Source organism: Paenibacillus sp. FSL R5-0636 (genome assembly GCF_037974255.1).
Classification (GTDB): Bacteria; Bacillota; Bacilli; order Paenibacillales; family Paenibacillaceae; genus Paenibacillus_AQ; species Paenibacillus_AQ odorifer.
In genome coordinates this window covers 6,319,446-6,333,955 of record NZ_CP150232.1, presented here as the reverse complement: position 1 = coordinate 6,333,955, position 14,510 = coordinate 6,319,446, and the positions used below count along the sequence as shown (strand labels likewise).

Genomic DNA, 14,510 nt, shown 5'->3' with positions numbered 1-14,510 from the left:
AGGGTCAACATGTCTATTCGGTTCGATCCACATACCATCCTGAAAACGCCATATTTTTTCTTTACAGGTAAAGGTGGCGTTGGGAAGACTTCAACTGCCTGTGCAGCAGCAGTTGCCTTAGCGGACGCCGGTAAACGGGTTCTGCTCGTGAGTACCGATCCGGCCTCTAATTTGCAAGATGTCTTCGGCCGGGAGTTGTCTAATCAACCCGTCGAAATTGAAGGTGTGCCCAATCTTTTTGTCGCAAATTTAGATCCGGAGTCCGCTGCGGAAGAGTATAAAATGAAAGTTGTTGCCCCGTATCGTGGAGTCCTACCTGATTCAGTTATCAGCACCATGGAAGAACAGCTATCTGGGGCATGTACCGTTGAAATTGCAGCTTTTGATGAATTTACGACGCTGCTTACTAATGAACAATTAAAGTCTCAATTTGATCATATTCTGTTTGATACCGCACCTACAGGTCATACACTGCGTTTATTACAATTGCCATCGGCGTGGAGTGGATTTCTGGATGAAAGTACGCATGGTGCATCTTGTCTGGGGCCTCTGGCTGGTTTAGAATCCAAAAAAATACTATATAACGAAGCCGTCCGCACCTTATCAGATGGTGAAATGACGACCCTAATTCTGGTTACCCGTCCGGAACAATCTCCGCTAATGGAAGCAGCACGTGCATCGTCAGAACTTCGGGGAACAGGTATCAAGAACCAAATGCTGGTCATTAATGGTTTGCTGTTATCACACAGCGAAGAGGACCCTGTATCTAAAGGGTTTTATAAAAGACAGCAGCGGTCTTTGGAACAAATGCCGGCTGAACTCCAGGAACTGCCGAGTTATGTTATTCCATTAGCTCCATTTAACGTGACCGGGCTTGAAAGCTTACGTAATCTCTTTCAATCGGCTCCGTTGGCATCTGCTGAAAAAGTAACTGCCGTGGAGATTGGCCGTTCCATTCCGGATCTTGGTGGTTTGATTAATGATCTGGAGGAAAGTGGTATTCGTGTGATCTTTACAATGGGTAAAGGTGGCGTAGGGAAATCCACAGTAGCTTCTGCGATTGCTGTAGGGCTTGCAGAACGTGGACACCAGGTTCATCTCAGTACGACAGATCCTGCCGCCCATCTAGAGTATGTGTTTGGAGAGAATTCTGATCGCATCACACTCAGTCGGATCGATCCCAAAATCGAACTGGAGAGATACCAAGCTGCAGTCATTCAACAAAATTCAGAATCGCTAGATGATGAGGGACTCGCTTTTCTAGAAGAGGATTTAAGATCGCCATGCACAGAAGAAATCGCTGTATTTAGGGCTTTTGCTGATTTGGTTGAACATTCAGAAGAGGAAATCGTAGTGATTGATACGGCGCCGACAGGGCACACCCTATTATTGCTTGATGCAACTCAGGAGTATCATAAAGAAATTGCCCGTTCCTCTGGATGGATTCCAGATTCCGTTCAACATTTGCTCCCTCGTCTTCGTAATTCGAAGGAAACCAGTGTCGTAATCGTCACGTTAGCGGAGGCAACGCCTTTTTATGAAGCCTCTCGTTTGGAAAGTGATTTGGAGCGTGCCGGCATTCCAACAAAATGGTGGGCCATCAACCAAAGCTTTGCTGCTGCAGGAACAAATGATAAAGTCCTAAATGGGCGTGCTCATGCCGAGCTACAATGGATTAGTAAGGTTGAAGAAATCTCTAATGGTCATGCGGCAATCATTCCTTGGCAACCGGACGAAATTACAGGGTATGAACAATTGAAAGCTTTGACGGGAAAGTATCTTAAGATAGGAAAGAGAGTGAACGAGGAAAAATGACGATTACGGATGAAGCGAAGCAGTTTATTGAGAACATGATGAAGGAGGCAGGCGTCTCTACTTTGCGGTTTGCATATTCCGGGACAGGATGCTGTGGACCCAGTTACCAATTGTCGCTTGAGAAGCCGCAAGAAAATGATGCGGTGAGTGTAGTAAATCATATTCAAATTGCGGCAGATTCCCGGGTGGCTGACCAAATCAGCGGACTTGTTCTTGATTTTGTAGAGGACGAGCAAGGCGCAGGACTAACTATGAGTGGCGGCAGCGACTGCTGTTAAGCCGACAGGAGAGAGCAATTATGGCAAATTACCACGCACTTATCGAGAATAAAGTATATATTGGTGGAGAGAACGCTTTGCTTGAAGCCCTTAAAGAGAATGAGATTACAGATGTGTTTGATCTGAGAGATAACGGAACGGAGGCAGAAGGCTTTCCAGCCGAAGTAACCCGTCATCACTTCCCAATCGTAGAGGATGAAGCAGGCCAAGGGTCTTATGTGAAAGCAGCTATTCAGGCAGTTACAGACGCAGTGAACAGTGGAAAGACGGTGTATTTTCATTGTGCAGGTGGGCGTAATCGTACAGGAACAGTAGCCACTGGAGTTTTACTTGAACTAGACATGGCTTCTACTGTGGAAGAAGCGGAAGCTTTGGCCAAAGAAAAACGTCCTGACATCAACATCAAGCAAGAAATGCGTGATGTGTTGAGAGGGTTTTATGTCAGCAGGAAATAAAGTATTAGACTGAATATCTTTATTTCATTCGGCTTTTCGAATTGTCATACCGTCAGACCCCATAAATAAGTTCTCAACTTACCATAAAAATTGAAATAGCGACAGCAAAGGACGATAAAATAAAGTCCTTGACTGTCGCTATTTCATTGAACTAACTTTCCCCGTTAGTGTAATATTCTTAGCTTCAATTTTCATTTACCTTTAGATCTCTATAAATATAATTTGGCACGAAATTGATATATAACAGTTCTGCGATCAATTCAATAACTGTTTGGGTTACTATCACTGACGCTGCTATTGTAGCCATATTTTCTGGTAAGGTAAGGGCCAGAGGAAGTACAACAAGTGAATTTCGTGTTCCTGCGCTAAAAATCAGTGCACGCCCATCTGATGGTCCGATACGAAAAACAGATGCTATCGCTCGAGAAATAACTGGTGAAACAATATGAAATAATACATAAATTGGTATCACGGCAATAATGATATTGAAATCCTTTACAATCCTATCAATCTGAGAGCCTATCACCAAAAAGAGTACTAATGCCATAAGAGGGACGGGGAGCCACGCAGTGTAGTCCAGTGCTTTAATACCTCGTGTACTTTTTTTAGCTGAAAACTGAATAACTAAAGCGAATAGTAAAGGAATTATGATTAAGTAAACAAAGGCTTCAATAAAAGGACCAATTCTAACTATTTGTGATGCCTCATTGCCAATGAAGAGCCAAAGATAAAAAGGTAGCATAATCATTTGGACAATAAAAAGTATTGGGGTAGAAGCAAGAATTAACTTTTCATTCCCTTTACCCAATTGGGTAAATACTATGACATAGTCTATACATGGAGTTAGAAGTACCAAGCAAACTCCAATTAGAACTGGGCTAGGCTGAGGAAAAACCTTGATTAATAAGAATACAAGCAAGGGAATTAAGATAAAGTTAACAAGTAATAAGGCTCCTATGAAGTTTCCATTATTGAGTGCTTCCTTTAATTTAAGAAATGGAATTTGACTAAACATACTAAATAAAAGGACAGCAATCACAAAGGAAACAAAGGGTTCTAGGAAGCCACCTATTCGTGGACTTATTAATCCCACAATCCCTCCAACAATTAAGGCTACTGCGTACACGGCAATTTGCTTTTTTTCTAAACTTTCCCTTGAAAGCACCTATCCACTCTCCTCATATTGTAAGAGTTCTTCTAATGTCTGTTTATACGTATTTTTTTATTTCTAGGTTTTCTCCATTGATAATAACTATGAATAAACCAATTTTATTACGAACGGGCAGGATAGCTCAATAATATTTGTTTAAAGAATTAATTCCTAGTTCCTTTTTTTCGCTCTCATTCAAGTGGATACTTGAATGAGAGCGAAAAAAAGGGTATATTATATTCAAACGGATACTTGAATGATAATGGAGTGAGAAAATGAATAAAAAAGATACTTGTGAGATTTATTGTTTCGATGAAGAAAAGGTGACTCGAATACGCGGGGATTTACAAACTATTGATATATCTAGTGTTTCTCAATTGTTTAAAGCAATAGCTGATGAAAATAGAGCGAAAATTACCTATGCATTGTGTAAGGATGAAGAGTTATGTGTTTGTGACATAGCTAATATTATAGGGTCAACGGTTGCTAATGCTTCTCATCACTTGCGAACACTTCATAAACAAGGGGTTGTGAGGTATCGAAAAGAAGGGAAATTGGCATTCTATTCATTAGTTGATGAACACATTAAACAGTTAATCATTATTGCTTTAGCACATAGTAAGGAGGTTAGGATAAATGTCTGATCAACAAACGAAATTATCCGAAGAAGAAATGAAAACCTATAGGGTTCAAGGGTTTACCTGTACAAACTGTGCAGCTATCTTTGAAAATAATGTTAAAGAACTACCAGGCGTACATGATGCAAAAGTGAATTTTGGAGCATCTAAAGTTTATGTTAAAGGTACGACAACAATTGCAGAATTAGAAAAAGCTGGAGCATTTGAAAATCTAAAGATTCGCGATGAAAAAGAACAAAGAGTAGAACGTGAACCATTTTGGAAGCAAAAAGAAAACATTAAGGTGTATATTTCAGCGATAGTGCTTGTTATTAGTTGGTTTTTAGGAGAGCAATATGGGGAAGATCATCTTCTTCCGACGATTGGTTTTGCAGCGTCCATTTTAATTGGTGGATACTCACTATTTATTAAAGGTCTAAAAAACTTAATCAGATTAAAATTCGATATGAATACCTTAATGACCATTGCGATTTTAGGAGCTGCGGTAATTGGTGAATGGGGTGAAGGAGCAACAGTTGTTATTCTTTTCGCGATCAGTGAAGCATTAGAGCGTTATTCAATGGATAAGGCTCGTCAATCTATTGAATCATTGATGGATATTGCTCCAAAAGAAGCGTTAATTCGTCGTGGAAATGAAGAAATGATGATCCAAGTTGATGATATTCAAGTTGGAGATATTATGATCGTAAAGCCTGGTCAAAAATTGGCTATGGATGGAGTTGTCATTAAAGGTAATTCCACATTAAATCAGGCTGCGATTACGGGTGAAAGTGTTCCAGTAACAAAAACAATTGATGATGAAGTGTTTGCAGGAACATTAAATGAAGAAGGTCTGCTCGAAGTTCAAGTATCAAAACGAGTTGAGGATACTACGCTTTCTAAAATTATTCATCTCGTAGAAGAAGCTCAAGCAGAACGAGCACCTTCTCAAGCGTTCGTCGATAAATTTGCTAAATACTATACACCAGCTATTGTTATATTGGCTCTGTTAATCGCTGTTGCTCCTCCTTTACTATTTGGCGGTGATTGGAGCGAATGGATTTATCAAGGTTTAGCTGTATTAGTGGTCGGTTGTCCGTGTGCATTAGTTGTTTCAACTCCGGTTGCCGTCGTTACTGCAATAGGAAATGCTGCAAGAAATGGTGTTTTAATTAAAGGTGGTATCCATTTAGAAGAAGCAGGAGCCCTTAAAGCGATTGCTTTTGATAAGACAGGGACATTAACAAGAGGTGTTCCTGCAGTAACAGACATAGTGACGTATAGTGGAAATGAAAATGAATTAATGAGAGTTACTGCGGCCATAGAAAAAGGATCGCAGCATCCTCTCGCTTCTGCCATTATTAGAAAAGCAGAAGAAAATGGATTGAACTATAATAGTCTCTCAGTTGAAGAGTTCCAATCTATTACAGGTAAAGGCGTAAAAGCAATAGTAAATAATGAAAAGTATTATGTGGGAAGTCCAAATCTTTTTGAAGAACTGCATCAAACAATTGATAGTTCAATTAAAGTAAAAATCACTAATATGCAAACAGAAGGAAAAACTGTAATGGTTTTAGGAACGGAAAAAAAGATCCTTTTATTAATTTCCGTAGCAGATGAAATAAGAGAATCTTCCAAAGAAGTCATCAGTAAATTGAATTATTTTGGAATCGAGACAGTGATGCTGACAGGTGATAACCAAAGAACCGCCGCAGCAATTGGAAAACAAGTAGGTGTTTCTGATATTAAAGCTGACTTACTACCCGAAGATAAGTTGAATTATATTAAAGAACTTCGAGCAAAGCATCATAGTGTGGCAATGGTCGGGGATGGAGTGAACGATGCACCAGCACTTGCGGCTTCCAATGTTGGTGTAGCGATGGGTGGTGCTGGGACTGATACAGCCTTAGAAACGGCTGATATTGCATTAATGTCTGATGATTTAAGTAAACTGCCATATACTATTAAATTGAGCCGCAAAGCTCTTGTCATCATCAAACAAAATATTACCTTCTCTTTAGCAATTAAATTAGTGGCATTACTGTTAGTTATGCCTGGTTGGTTAACACTTTGGATAGCGATATTTGCCGATATGGGTGCAACATTGCTTGTGACATTAAACAGTTTAAGGTTATTGAAAGTTAAAGAATAAATGTAATTATGTAATTAAAGAAGTAATTTATTAATGTAACTTTACACGATAGTTAAAAATAAAGGGTTCCACATATTAGTTATCCATAATATGTGGAACCCTTTATTTAATTTTCTTGAGTTTATGTTATAAAAATTTACAGTCTAAAATATTTGGTTCTTCTAACGTTTTACCCGTCACAATCAAAAAAAATTACCATGTGAAGACTTCATCCAAATGCATATAGTCTTTTTCTGCTTGATTGTTGCAACATACAACAGTTGTGTGTTACATTTTAGTGGGAGGGATGAAGATGAAAAGAAAAGGAATACATCAACCAACCATTGAGGATGCCATTGAAATTAGTGGAATTGAAACACTGCATCCTGGAGGCTTTGCTTTAACTAAACGCACTGCAGAGATTGCAGAGCTTAAACAAGGGATGCGGGTTTTGGATGTATCCAGTGGAAGAGGAACTCAAGCAATATTTTATGCAGAGAACTATGGGGTTCAGGTGACTGGATTAGACATCTCCCTAAAAATGATCGAGTACGCCTCGAACTCTGCTAGATTGGCCGGTATGACGGGCCATGTCTCCTTCCGTCAGGGAGATTCTCAGGCTTTGCCCTTTGATGATGATACCTTTGATGTGGTGATTAACGAATGTGCTGTTGGAATCCCGGATGATTCTGAACAGGTTCTTAATGAAATGGTGCGCGTTGTGAAACCTGGTGGTACCATTGTGATCCATGAATCCATCTGGAAAAAGCAAATGAGAGAGAGTGAGAAGGAAGAACTAGCTGAAAGGTACGGAACGACTCCTTTGGAATTTGAGCAATGGAATGAAATGCTGAGAAAATCGGGTGTCGTTAATATTATTGCGGAGTATGAAGAATGGTCACAACCGGAAAAATTCTGGAAGGTTCGAAAAGATCGAGATGTTAAGCATCATTCGAAGCTGCTTACTATACCCGAAAGACTGATAACCTTGAAACGGATTGTGCAGAAGCATGGAGTGAAAGGTGTATTTAAGGTCATGGAGAACGAGAAGATTTTTTTTAAAGCTGTACTAGATGGCAAGATAGGATATAGCCTGTATAAAGGGGTTAAAGGTTCGTAATATTTCTCTATTCATTATTGAGGTGAAACCATGGAAAATGTAGATTTACTTAGGAATTTAATGAGAGCTTTCGATAAAAACATTGGTGCTCTAGAGAAAACACAACTTATGTGTTGCGGAGCAACGATCGGACAATGCCATGCTATTATGGAAATTGGACTTGCGGGTGAGATCTCACTCATAGATCTGGCTAATATACTTAATCTGGATAAGAGTACCATGAGCAGAACTGTAAATAACTTAGTAGCAGATCATTGGGTTGAAAGAATTATTGATCCGAACAATAGGCGTTATGTGAAGCTGATGCTTTCAACCAAGGGACAAGTTTTAAATGAACAAATTAGTGCTGTTCTTAATGCATACTTTGGAAAAATTATGAATGATATACCGGAGAACAAACGGGAGCAGGTTACAGAGAGCCTAGAACTGTTGATCTATGCGTTAAATAAGAATAACTGCTGTTAACTACATTCTCGGTTAAAAAGAAAGGATGAACAACAATGTCCAAAGTTGTAGATACCATTGTCATTGGTGGTGGGCAGGCGGGTCTCGCATCCGGTTATCATTTGCAAAAGGCTGGACTGGATTTCATGATCTTGGAAGCCGGTGATCAGCCGGCGGGGGCTTGGCCACAATATTATGATAGCCTTAAGTTGTTTTCTCCTGCACGATATTCGTCATTACCAGGTTTCGCTTTCCCCAAAGATTTAAACGAGTATCCATTACGTGATGAGGTCATCTCCTATCTACGTGTATACGCTGAAAAGTTCAAACTTCCATTAATGGTAAATAGCAAAGTGGAACGAGTCGAAGCTGTCAATGGCGGCTTTGATATCATAACTTTAAATGGCAAGAGATATCGAACCAAATCGATTATTAGCGCATCGGGTTCTTTTCATCGTCCATATATTCCTAATCTTCCTGGAACTGAATCTTTTCAAGGAAACCTTCTTCATTCGTCCGAATATAAACGACCTGAACCGTTTCGTGAGCAGCGTGTTATCGTTGTGGGACGGGGAAACTCGGGCGTTCAAATCGCAGTAGAACTGGCCGATTATGCCACCGTATCTCTAGCTGTTCAACATCCAGTCAAATTTACTCGTCAACGATTTCTAGGGCTTGATCTTCATTTCTGGTTGAAGATGACTGGAGTTGACACATTTCCTTTCTATCGAATCGGCAAGGAACCTCCAAGTCCCATTTCAGTATTCGACCTTGGTGGATACCGTAAGAAAATAGACAACGGCAATCCGAATCAAAAACAAATGTTCTCAGGTTTTTATCCTGAAGGTATCATCTGGGCAAATGGAGATAGGGAACCAGCAGACAGTGTGATATTTGCTACGGGCTATCGTCCTAATATTCCGTTTCTTCATCAGACTGGTGCGCTTGCTATGGATGGCAAACCTCTGCATGTAGCCGGTGTGAGCACGGAAGTTCCGGGGCTGTATTATGTAGGGTTGGCTAATCAACGCTCATTTGCCTCAGCTACGATACGAGGCGTAGGGGCAGATGCTAAATATGTTGTACAACATATAACACGGTTCCTTGGAAAACAATAAACCACTTCTTAACAAATTTTATTGATGGTAAGAAGTGGTTAGATATATTATTTGCAAAATGCAAATAATAATACTATAATGAAAATATCGATAAGGAACTAAACTATTCGATTTTATATTTTTTAGGTTTATATGAATGCTCTGAAAAGAAATCTTGTTTGTTTTTTTCTCATTCATTATTTGCATAATGCAAATAATTAGCTGAACCGAACTTAGGAGGTGAAAGTAATGACTAATGATTCAGTGAAGCAAACAGATGAAACTTGTTGTCCAGATGCCCAACCAAATGTAAATATCAAGAATGAACAATCGTGTTGTTATCAATCCGAAGATAAGGGCTGTTGTCCTACCGATGAGAATTAGTTGTTGGTATTTATGGTTAAATCATTGATTTGAATCGAAAAAGGAGACCACTACCATGAAAAAAATTGATGTGTTTGATTCAGGGGGATGTTGTTCAACCAACGTTACAGATCCCAAAGCTAAAATGAATTCCATTCGTTTCTCTGCAGCTGCTAATAATTTATTTGTAAAAGGATATGACATTAACAGATATAGTTTATTAAGCCATACAGAAGTATTTAATTCTAATGAACAAGTAAAGACGCTAATGGATGCTGATTTAAATAATCTACCGATTACGCTAGTTAATGGAGAAGTAGTTAAAACTCATGATTTCCCATCTAATGAAGAGCTTGCAGAATGGCTTAATATTTCCGTCGAAGAGATATTAAAAAAACAAACGGTGAATATTCAAATCAAAGGAAAATAATTAAAACTACTTAGGAGGTACTACAGATGATTCCATTATTTGATGTTAATAAAATTGATATTACACCTTATTTATTTTTCACTGGCAAAGGTGGAGTTGGTAAAACCTCAACAGCATGTGCAACAGCTATTTCCTTAGCAGATCGAGGAAAGAAAGTTCTATTGGTAAGCACAGATCCTGCATCCAATTTACAAGATGTATTTAATACGCAATTAGATATGCATTACAAGGAAATACCTGAGGTTCAAAATCTTTTTGTTGCAAATTTAGATCCTGATCAAGCGGCTCAAGAATATAGAGAAAGCGTAGTTGGTCCCTATCGTGGGAAGCTCCCTGATGTGGTCATTCAACAAATGGAGGAACAACTTTCCGGATCATGTACAGTAGAAATCGCATCGTTTAATGAGTTTTCTACACTGTTAACGGATAAGAAAATCCAAGCTGAATTCGATCATATCGTTTTTGATACAGCACCAACTGGACACACTTTAAGATTGCTGCAACTACCCAATGCATGGAATGAGTTCTTAGAGGATAGTACAGAAGGAACCACAAGTATGGGATTGCTTGCTGGGCTAAATGAACGGAAAGATGTATACGAGCAAACGGTTAAGGTATTATCTAATCCCAAACAAACGTCGTTAGTGCTCGTCACAAGAGCAGATACTGCACCACTAGAAGAAGCCGCTCGTGCTTCAAAAGAACTAGCTGAAACGGGTATTCGTAATCAAATGCTTATCATTAACGGATTACTGAATCATCCTATGTTATCCGATGATACTGCTGCAGCTTTTGCTTCTCGTCAAGAAACAGCTTTAAATAGTATCCCAGAAGTATTAAAATCACTTCCAACATGGGCTGTACCACTGGTTCCGTTTAATATTACGGGTGTTAGAAATGTGCGTAAACTTTTTGATGAAACTCAAATGATCCCAGACCACACGTCGGAACTTAATGACGTTAATTACCCTCATCTGACGACCATTCTTGATGATATTATGGAGCGTAATCAACGAGTTGTTTTCACGATGGGTAAAGGGGGCGTTGGTAAGACAACGGTAGCTAGTGCAATCGCTGTTGGATTAGCAGAACGCGGTAAAAAGGTGCATCTTACAACAACAGATCCAGCTGCTCATCTGGATTATGTTATGCATGAAGATATTAAGTCCCTTATCTCAATGAGTAAGATTGATCAAAAAGAAGAAGTTGAAAAATATAGAGATGAAGTTCTAACAAGAGCACGTGAAACCATGGATGAGCAAGGTGTTGCATACGCAGAAGAAGAACTAAACTCTCCGTGTACCGAAGAAATTGCAGTATTTCGTGCTTTTGCTAATATCGTTGAGCGTGCGAACGATGAGATTGTCGTTATTGACACAGCTCCATCAGGTCATACACTTCTTCTACTCGATGCTACCGAATCTTATCATAAAGAAATTGCGAATTCCTCTGGTGAAGTCCCTGTATCTGTTCAAAACTTATTACCTCGATTACGGAATGAACAAGAAACAAGTATTGTTATTGTAACTCTTGCAGAGACAACACCGGTTTATGAGGCAGAACGATTGTCTGTGGATCTACAACGTGCTGGGATTACGCCAAAGTGGTGGGTCGTGAACCAGAGTATGATCATGACGCATACCCAAGATCCAATTCTTCACACAAGAGCATTGGGAGAACAACCATGGATTCAGCGCGTGAATGATACATCCAATGGAAAATTTGCTGTTATTCCAATGCAAAATCAAGAGATTATTGGTTATAAAGCACTTAAACAATTAGTAACAAGCTAAAAAGGAAATGGAGGAAGAAGCTATGAAGATTACGGATAGTGCTAAGGTATTCATTGAGAACATCATGAAAGATAATGAAGGAAAGATCCTTCGTATATCCCAAACAAGTTCAGGATGTTGTGGTCCAAATGTAAACTTTGCATTGGATGATGCGAAAATAGAGGATCAGGTTCAAATCATTAATGATATTCAAGTTGTGATAGAGCCAGAGACAGTTACTGTCTTAAAGAACATTATTATAGATTTAGATGAAGAGAATTTAGTGATACTGAATGAAGGATCTAGCTGCTGTTAAATTCCAGTATGTAATACTTGCAAAATGCAAATAATTAAAGTATAACTAAGGGAAAGGACAGGAGGGAAGTCACTTGGAAAATTTGCGGGATATGTTTCAGATTATGACTCGGCGATTTGGAGTACTGAATAAAGTATGCTGTACGGCTGGTGGAATTGATATCTCTCCCATACAGAGCCACATCCTATATGAAATAGATAAACAGCATAATCCTAACATCCAACAAGTAGCCGATACACTTGGAACAGATATTACAACATTTAGCCGTCAGATCCAAAGTTTAGTTAAAATGAAGCTTGTACAAAAGACACCAGATCCTAGTGATCGTCGTATCTATGTCCTTTCCCTAACCGTTGAAGGAAAGTTTATTGCTGAAACGATTGATCAACAAATGAATTCATATTTATCGGAAGTATTTTCGCATATGAATGAATTTGAGCGGCAAACCGTGATTCGTTCTATTCAATTGCTTAATGATTCTATGGCTAAATCAAAAGTGTGTTGTTCACCATAAGGATATGAAACATTCATATCGTTGTATTTTGCAAATTCATAACATCTAAGATTTCAATTAGTGATGAAATTCTGTTGATTAGCCAAGGAATTAGTACGCCTTACAACGTATGATCCTGCAGTTCAGATCGATCACATAGCAGTTGAAGTTATCGAAGCATGATCACTTAAATAAAATTGATTAAATACTATTAGAGAATCGTAACGTCACAAGGAACCAAAGACTTTTATTAGTGGGTAAGCACTGATAGAAGTCTTTTATTTGGAGAGTTTCAGAAAAATCAAATAGGGGTTGTATGTGCAACTTTCTTATATAAATGTAGGGTTGCTTTGATCAGCGCTCATTGAGATACAAGAATAATATCAACTGAGAGCTGAGTGTTTCTTATGGGAATTAAATAACGTAATTTAAGTGATACTATAGATTAAAAGTGGATCTGATCACAGAGTAATGAGTTAACTCAAAAAAACGGGTGGTAATTTCATGATCAATTCGAGACACATGCTGAATAGACCCTATATTAAAGAAGTCATTCGTGAACTTAAGCTTATGGGACATGAGGATGATCGTGCTAAAGAGATTTTAATCAAATACTATAGACCGATAAAGAGAAGTTGGGGTTTTGGGCCGAATGCTTACGATTTTGCTAAGGAAATTGATTCTCTTGATAAAGCCGTAAATCGAGAATTCGACTCTTCTGACCCTAATCAGATCTTTATAGGGCATTTGAAAAGGCGGATAAACTCCAAAAATTGAAGGAATTGAGTCCGGCTCAGATAGAGAGTTGGATCAACACCAATCTTATCAGTCCGATGAACGTTACCCGAGTTGTGCTCCCATTCATCCATAAAGCACGCTCAGGTCATATTATCTCTATTTTTGGCTGCGTAATCCGCTTCTTACTCGAAGCCGTTATCGAGCCTGGGTTCTTCCGCACAGAGCTAATGGAACCGGAATCTACCACTTGGCCTGAGTTGTTCATCGATAACTATGCTGAGCCCACAGCAAAACCTCGGAATCTGAATCGATGAACGTTAAACAAGACAGCTATCTAGGTAAACTCGTGAAAGCAATCCTTATCATTCAAGTGATGAGAAGCTACCATTACGCTTATTGCAGATGCCGATTTGATTGCTGCGTTTGGCAGAAGGTTGATGAGCTTCAGGTAAAGGTTGAAGTTTGCTGTTATTTGTCATTTAGCATCTCATATGAGTAAAAGTTCAGTAAGAACTGAATGATATCTTCTATAGAATATCGCAGCTACCTCCGAGGTTAACTTGGGGTAGCTGTTTTTGATTTAGCGGAAGAAACAGAATTTAAGCTTGGTCTTGTTCGCCGTTACCAATGCAAATGGATTGAAAGCTTTAATGGTAGTAGCTTCACTTAAACAGTATCAATTTTTGAAAGGTGGAGACAATGGCTTATTAAGAACTACAATTTCAGAGAGGATGCCTAACATGAATTATGATGAGGTTTATAATCTGCAGTTACAGTTACTCAGTTTATACGAAAAAAACGTGCGGCATTTTGGGGCTAATAAAAGGCAAATTGATTATTATAAACAGCAACTTTTCATGTTTGCCGAAGATAAGGTTCAGCGAATTTTTGTCTTAAATCAGTTGTTGAAAATTCATGAAAAAACTCGTGAAGCTCTAGTCAAAGATTGTGCAGACCGATACTTTTCAAGGAATGGATGTGATGATGCTGAATCCAGTATGTAACGGAAGAAATGCATACTTAATAATTAAAGGATAGGTTGTAACACGCGACTTATCTTGGTATAAGACTATAGCAATATGAGATCTTGTATTTTTATGTTTGTTGTAAAGCGATTGATATGACTGGGCTAAGTTTTCCTATGTTCACTCCGACTAGTCTTGGATGGTTATTCATGTTCACTGTGATATCTGTAATGGAAAATTGGATCTTACAGAGGACTGGGATTAAAATAAAAATTTAAACAGAATAATCCTAATATAAGAACGCGATGCCATTTAGGTATCGTGTT

The 14,510-nt window shown here is 38.8% G+C and carries 17 protein-coding genes; 16 read left to right on the top strand and 1 reads right to left on the bottom strand.

From position 1 onward, the window contains the following. The first annotated feature begins 9 nt into the window (after window positions 1-9). The 3 genes from arsA (MKX34_RS28890) to MKX34_RS28880 are packed head-to-tail and all read left to right on the top strand — an operon-like array spanning window position 10 to window position 2,548. A complete protein-coding gene (arsA, locus tag MKX34_RS28890) occupies window positions 10-1,815 on the top strand; it encodes an arsenical pump-driving ATPase (RefSeq protein ID WP_076296463.1) in 1,806 nt (601 codons plus the stop codon). Continuing rightward, window positions 1,812-2,093 carry an iron-sulfur cluster biosynthesis family protein gene (locus MKX34_RS28885; RefSeq protein ID WP_076296462.1) on the top strand — a complete coding sequence of 94 codons (282 nt, stop codon included), beginning with the start codon at window positions 1,812-1,814 and terminating at the stop codon, window positions 2,091-2,093. The genes arsA (MKX34_RS28890) and MKX34_RS28885 overlap by 4 nt, the downstream gene beginning before the upstream one ends. Before the next feature lie 20 nt (window positions 2,094-2,113). Beyond that, window positions 2,114-2,548 carry a dual specificity protein phosphatase family protein gene (locus MKX34_RS28880; RefSeq protein ID WP_076296461.1) on the top strand — a complete coding sequence of 145 codons (435 nt, stop codon included), beginning with the start codon at window positions 2,114-2,116 and terminating at the stop codon, window positions 2,546-2,548. A gap of 184 nt (window positions 2,549-2,732) precedes the next feature. Here the strand turns inward: MKX34_RS28880 and MKX34_RS28875 are convergent, their stop codons facing one another. Then, the gene (locus MKX34_RS28875) at window positions 2,733-3,713 is read right to left on the bottom strand and encodes an arsenic resistance protein (protein ID WP_076296460.1); all 981 of its coding nucleotides are present in this window, start codon (window positions 3,711-3,713) and stop codon (window positions 2,733-2,735) included. A gap of 260 nt (window positions 3,714-3,973) precedes the next feature. On the opposite strand from MKX34_RS28875, the gene MKX34_RS28870 reads away from it, so the two are divergent. The 13 genes from MKX34_RS28870 to MKX34_RS28810 all read left to right on the top strand — a co-directional run bounded on the left by MKX34_RS28870 (window position 3,974) and on the right by MKX34_RS28810 (window position 14,223). Then, window positions 3,974-4,342, top strand: a complete 369-nt coding sequence (locus MKX34_RS28870) for a metalloregulator ArsR/SmtB family transcription factor (protein ID WP_076296459.1) — start codon at window positions 3,974-3,976, stop codon at window positions 4,340-4,342. Continuing rightward, window positions 4,335-6,467, top strand: coding sequence for a heavy metal translocating P-type ATPase (locus MKX34_RS28865; protein ID WP_076296458.1), 2,133 nt, complete (start codon window positions 4,335-4,337; stop codon window positions 6,465-6,467). The genes MKX34_RS28870 and MKX34_RS28865 overlap by 8 nt, the downstream gene beginning before the upstream one ends. Window positions 6,468-6,759: 292 nt before the next feature. Beyond that, window positions 6,760-7,566 carry a class I SAM-dependent methyltransferase gene (locus tag MKX34_RS28860; RefSeq protein WP_076296457.1) on the top strand — a complete coding sequence of 269 codons (807 nt, stop codon included), beginning with the start codon at window positions 6,760-6,762 and terminating at the stop codon, window positions 7,564-7,566. A gap of 30 nt (window positions 7,567-7,596) precedes the next feature. Next, window positions 7,597-8,031, top strand: coding sequence for a MarR family transcriptional regulator (locus MKX34_RS28855; RefSeq protein WP_076296456.1), 435 nt, complete (start codon window positions 7,597-7,599; stop codon window positions 8,029-8,031). A gap of 35 nt (window positions 8,032-8,066) precedes the next feature. After that, entirely contained in the window at window positions 8,067-9,128 is a 1,062-nt protein-coding gene (locus MKX34_RS28850; RefSeq protein WP_076296455.1) for an FAD-dependent oxidoreductase, read from the top strand. Window positions 9,129-9,356: 228 nt separating this feature from the next. Beyond that, window positions 9,357-9,491: a hypothetical protein gene (locus MKX34_RS28845; protein ID WP_256717612.1), complete on the top strand. Its 135-nt coding sequence runs from the start codon at window positions 9,357-9,359 to the stop codon at window positions 9,489-9,491. Between the two features lie 55 nt (window positions 9,492-9,546). Next, entirely contained in the window at window positions 9,547-9,900 is a 354-nt protein-coding gene (locus tag MKX34_RS28840) for an arsenic metallochaperone ArsD family protein (RefSeq protein WP_076296454.1), read from the top strand. Between the two features lie 26 nt (window positions 9,901-9,926). After that, window positions 9,927-11,693, top strand: coding sequence for an arsenical pump-driving ATPase (arsA, locus tag MKX34_RS28835; RefSeq protein ID WP_076296453.1), 1,767 nt, complete (start codon window positions 9,927-9,929; stop codon window positions 11,691-11,693). A 22-nt stretch (window positions 11,694-11,715) separates the two neighbouring features. Beyond that, a complete protein-coding gene (locus MKX34_RS28830; RefSeq protein WP_076296452.1) occupies window positions 11,716-11,988 on the top strand; it encodes a hypothetical protein in 273 nt (90 codons plus the stop codon). 73 nt (window positions 11,989-12,061) lie between these two features. Beyond that, complete coding sequence (locus tag MKX34_RS28825) at window positions 12,062-12,502, top strand: MarR family winged helix-turn-helix transcriptional regulator (protein WP_076296451.1); 441 nt, start codon at window positions 12,062-12,064, stop codon at window positions 12,500-12,502. Window positions 12,503-12,985: 483 nt separating this feature from the next. Further along, on the top strand, window positions 12,986-13,258 hold the full coding sequence (locus MKX34_RS28820) for a hypothetical protein (protein ID WP_076296450.1): 273 nt from the start codon (window positions 12,986-12,988) through the stop codon (window positions 13,256-13,258). Between the two features lie 5 nt (window positions 13,259-13,263). Next, window positions 13,264-13,533: a hypothetical protein gene (locus MKX34_RS28815; protein ID WP_339203968.1), complete on the top strand. Its 270-nt coding sequence runs from the start codon at window positions 13,264-13,266 to the stop codon at window positions 13,531-13,533. A gap of 297 nt (window positions 13,534-13,830) precedes the next feature. Next, a complete protein-coding gene (locus tag MKX34_RS28810; RefSeq protein ID WP_339203966.1) occupies window positions 13,831-14,223 on the top strand; it encodes a hypothetical protein in 393 nt (130 codons plus the stop codon). The last annotated feature ends 287 nt before the right edge of the window (window positions 14,224-14,510 follow it).

Excerpts from the sequence above, each read along its gene's own strand:
- MKX34_RS28865 (WP_076296458.1), top strand. The coding sequence starts at position 4,335 with ATGTCTGATCAACAAACGAAATTATCCGAAGAAGAAATGAAAACCTAT.
- MKX34_RS28855 (WP_076296456.1), top strand. The coding sequence starts at position 7,597 with ATGGAAAATGTAGATTTACTTAGGAATTTAATGAGAGCTTTCGATAAA.
- MKX34_RS28880 (WP_076296461.1), top strand. The coding sequence starts at position 2,114 with ATGGCAAATTACCACGCACTTATCGAGAATAAAGTATATATTGGTGGA.
- MKX34_RS28870 (WP_076296459.1), top strand. The coding sequence starts at position 3,974 with ATGAATAAAAAAGATACTTGTGAGATTTATTGTTTCGATGAAGAAAAG.
- arsA (WP_076296453.1), top strand. The coding sequence starts at position 9,927 with ATGATTCCATTATTTGATGTTAATAAAATTGATATTACACCTTATTTA.
- arsA (WP_076296463.1), top strand. The coding sequence starts at position 10 with ATGTCTATTCGGTTCGATCCACATACCATCCTGAAAACGCCATATTTT.
- MKX34_RS28885 (WP_076296462.1), top strand. The coding sequence starts at position 1,812 with ATGACGATTACGGATGAAGCGAAGCAGTTTATTGAGAACATGATGAAG.
- MKX34_RS28850 (WP_076296455.1), top strand. The coding sequence starts at position 8,067 with ATGTCCAAAGTTGTAGATACCATTGTCATTGGTGGTGGGCAGGCGGGT.
- MKX34_RS28845 (WP_256717612.1), top strand. The coding sequence starts at position 9,357 with ATGACTAATGATTCAGTGAAGCAAACAGATGAAACTTGTTGTCCAGAT.
- MKX34_RS28840 (WP_076296454.1), top strand. The coding sequence starts at position 9,547 with ATGAAAAAAATTGATGTGTTTGATTCAGGGGGATGTTGTTCAACCAAC.
- MKX34_RS28830 (WP_076296452.1), top strand. The coding sequence starts at position 11,716 with ATGAAGATTACGGATAGTGCTAAGGTATTCATTGAGAACATCATGAAA.
- MKX34_RS28860 (WP_076296457.1), top strand. The coding sequence starts at position 6,760 with ATGAAAAGAAAAGGAATACATCAACCAACCATTGAGGATGCCATTGAA.
- MKX34_RS28820 (WP_076296450.1), top strand. The coding sequence starts at position 12,986 with ATGATCAATTCGAGACACATGCTGAATAGACCCTATATTAAAGAAGTC.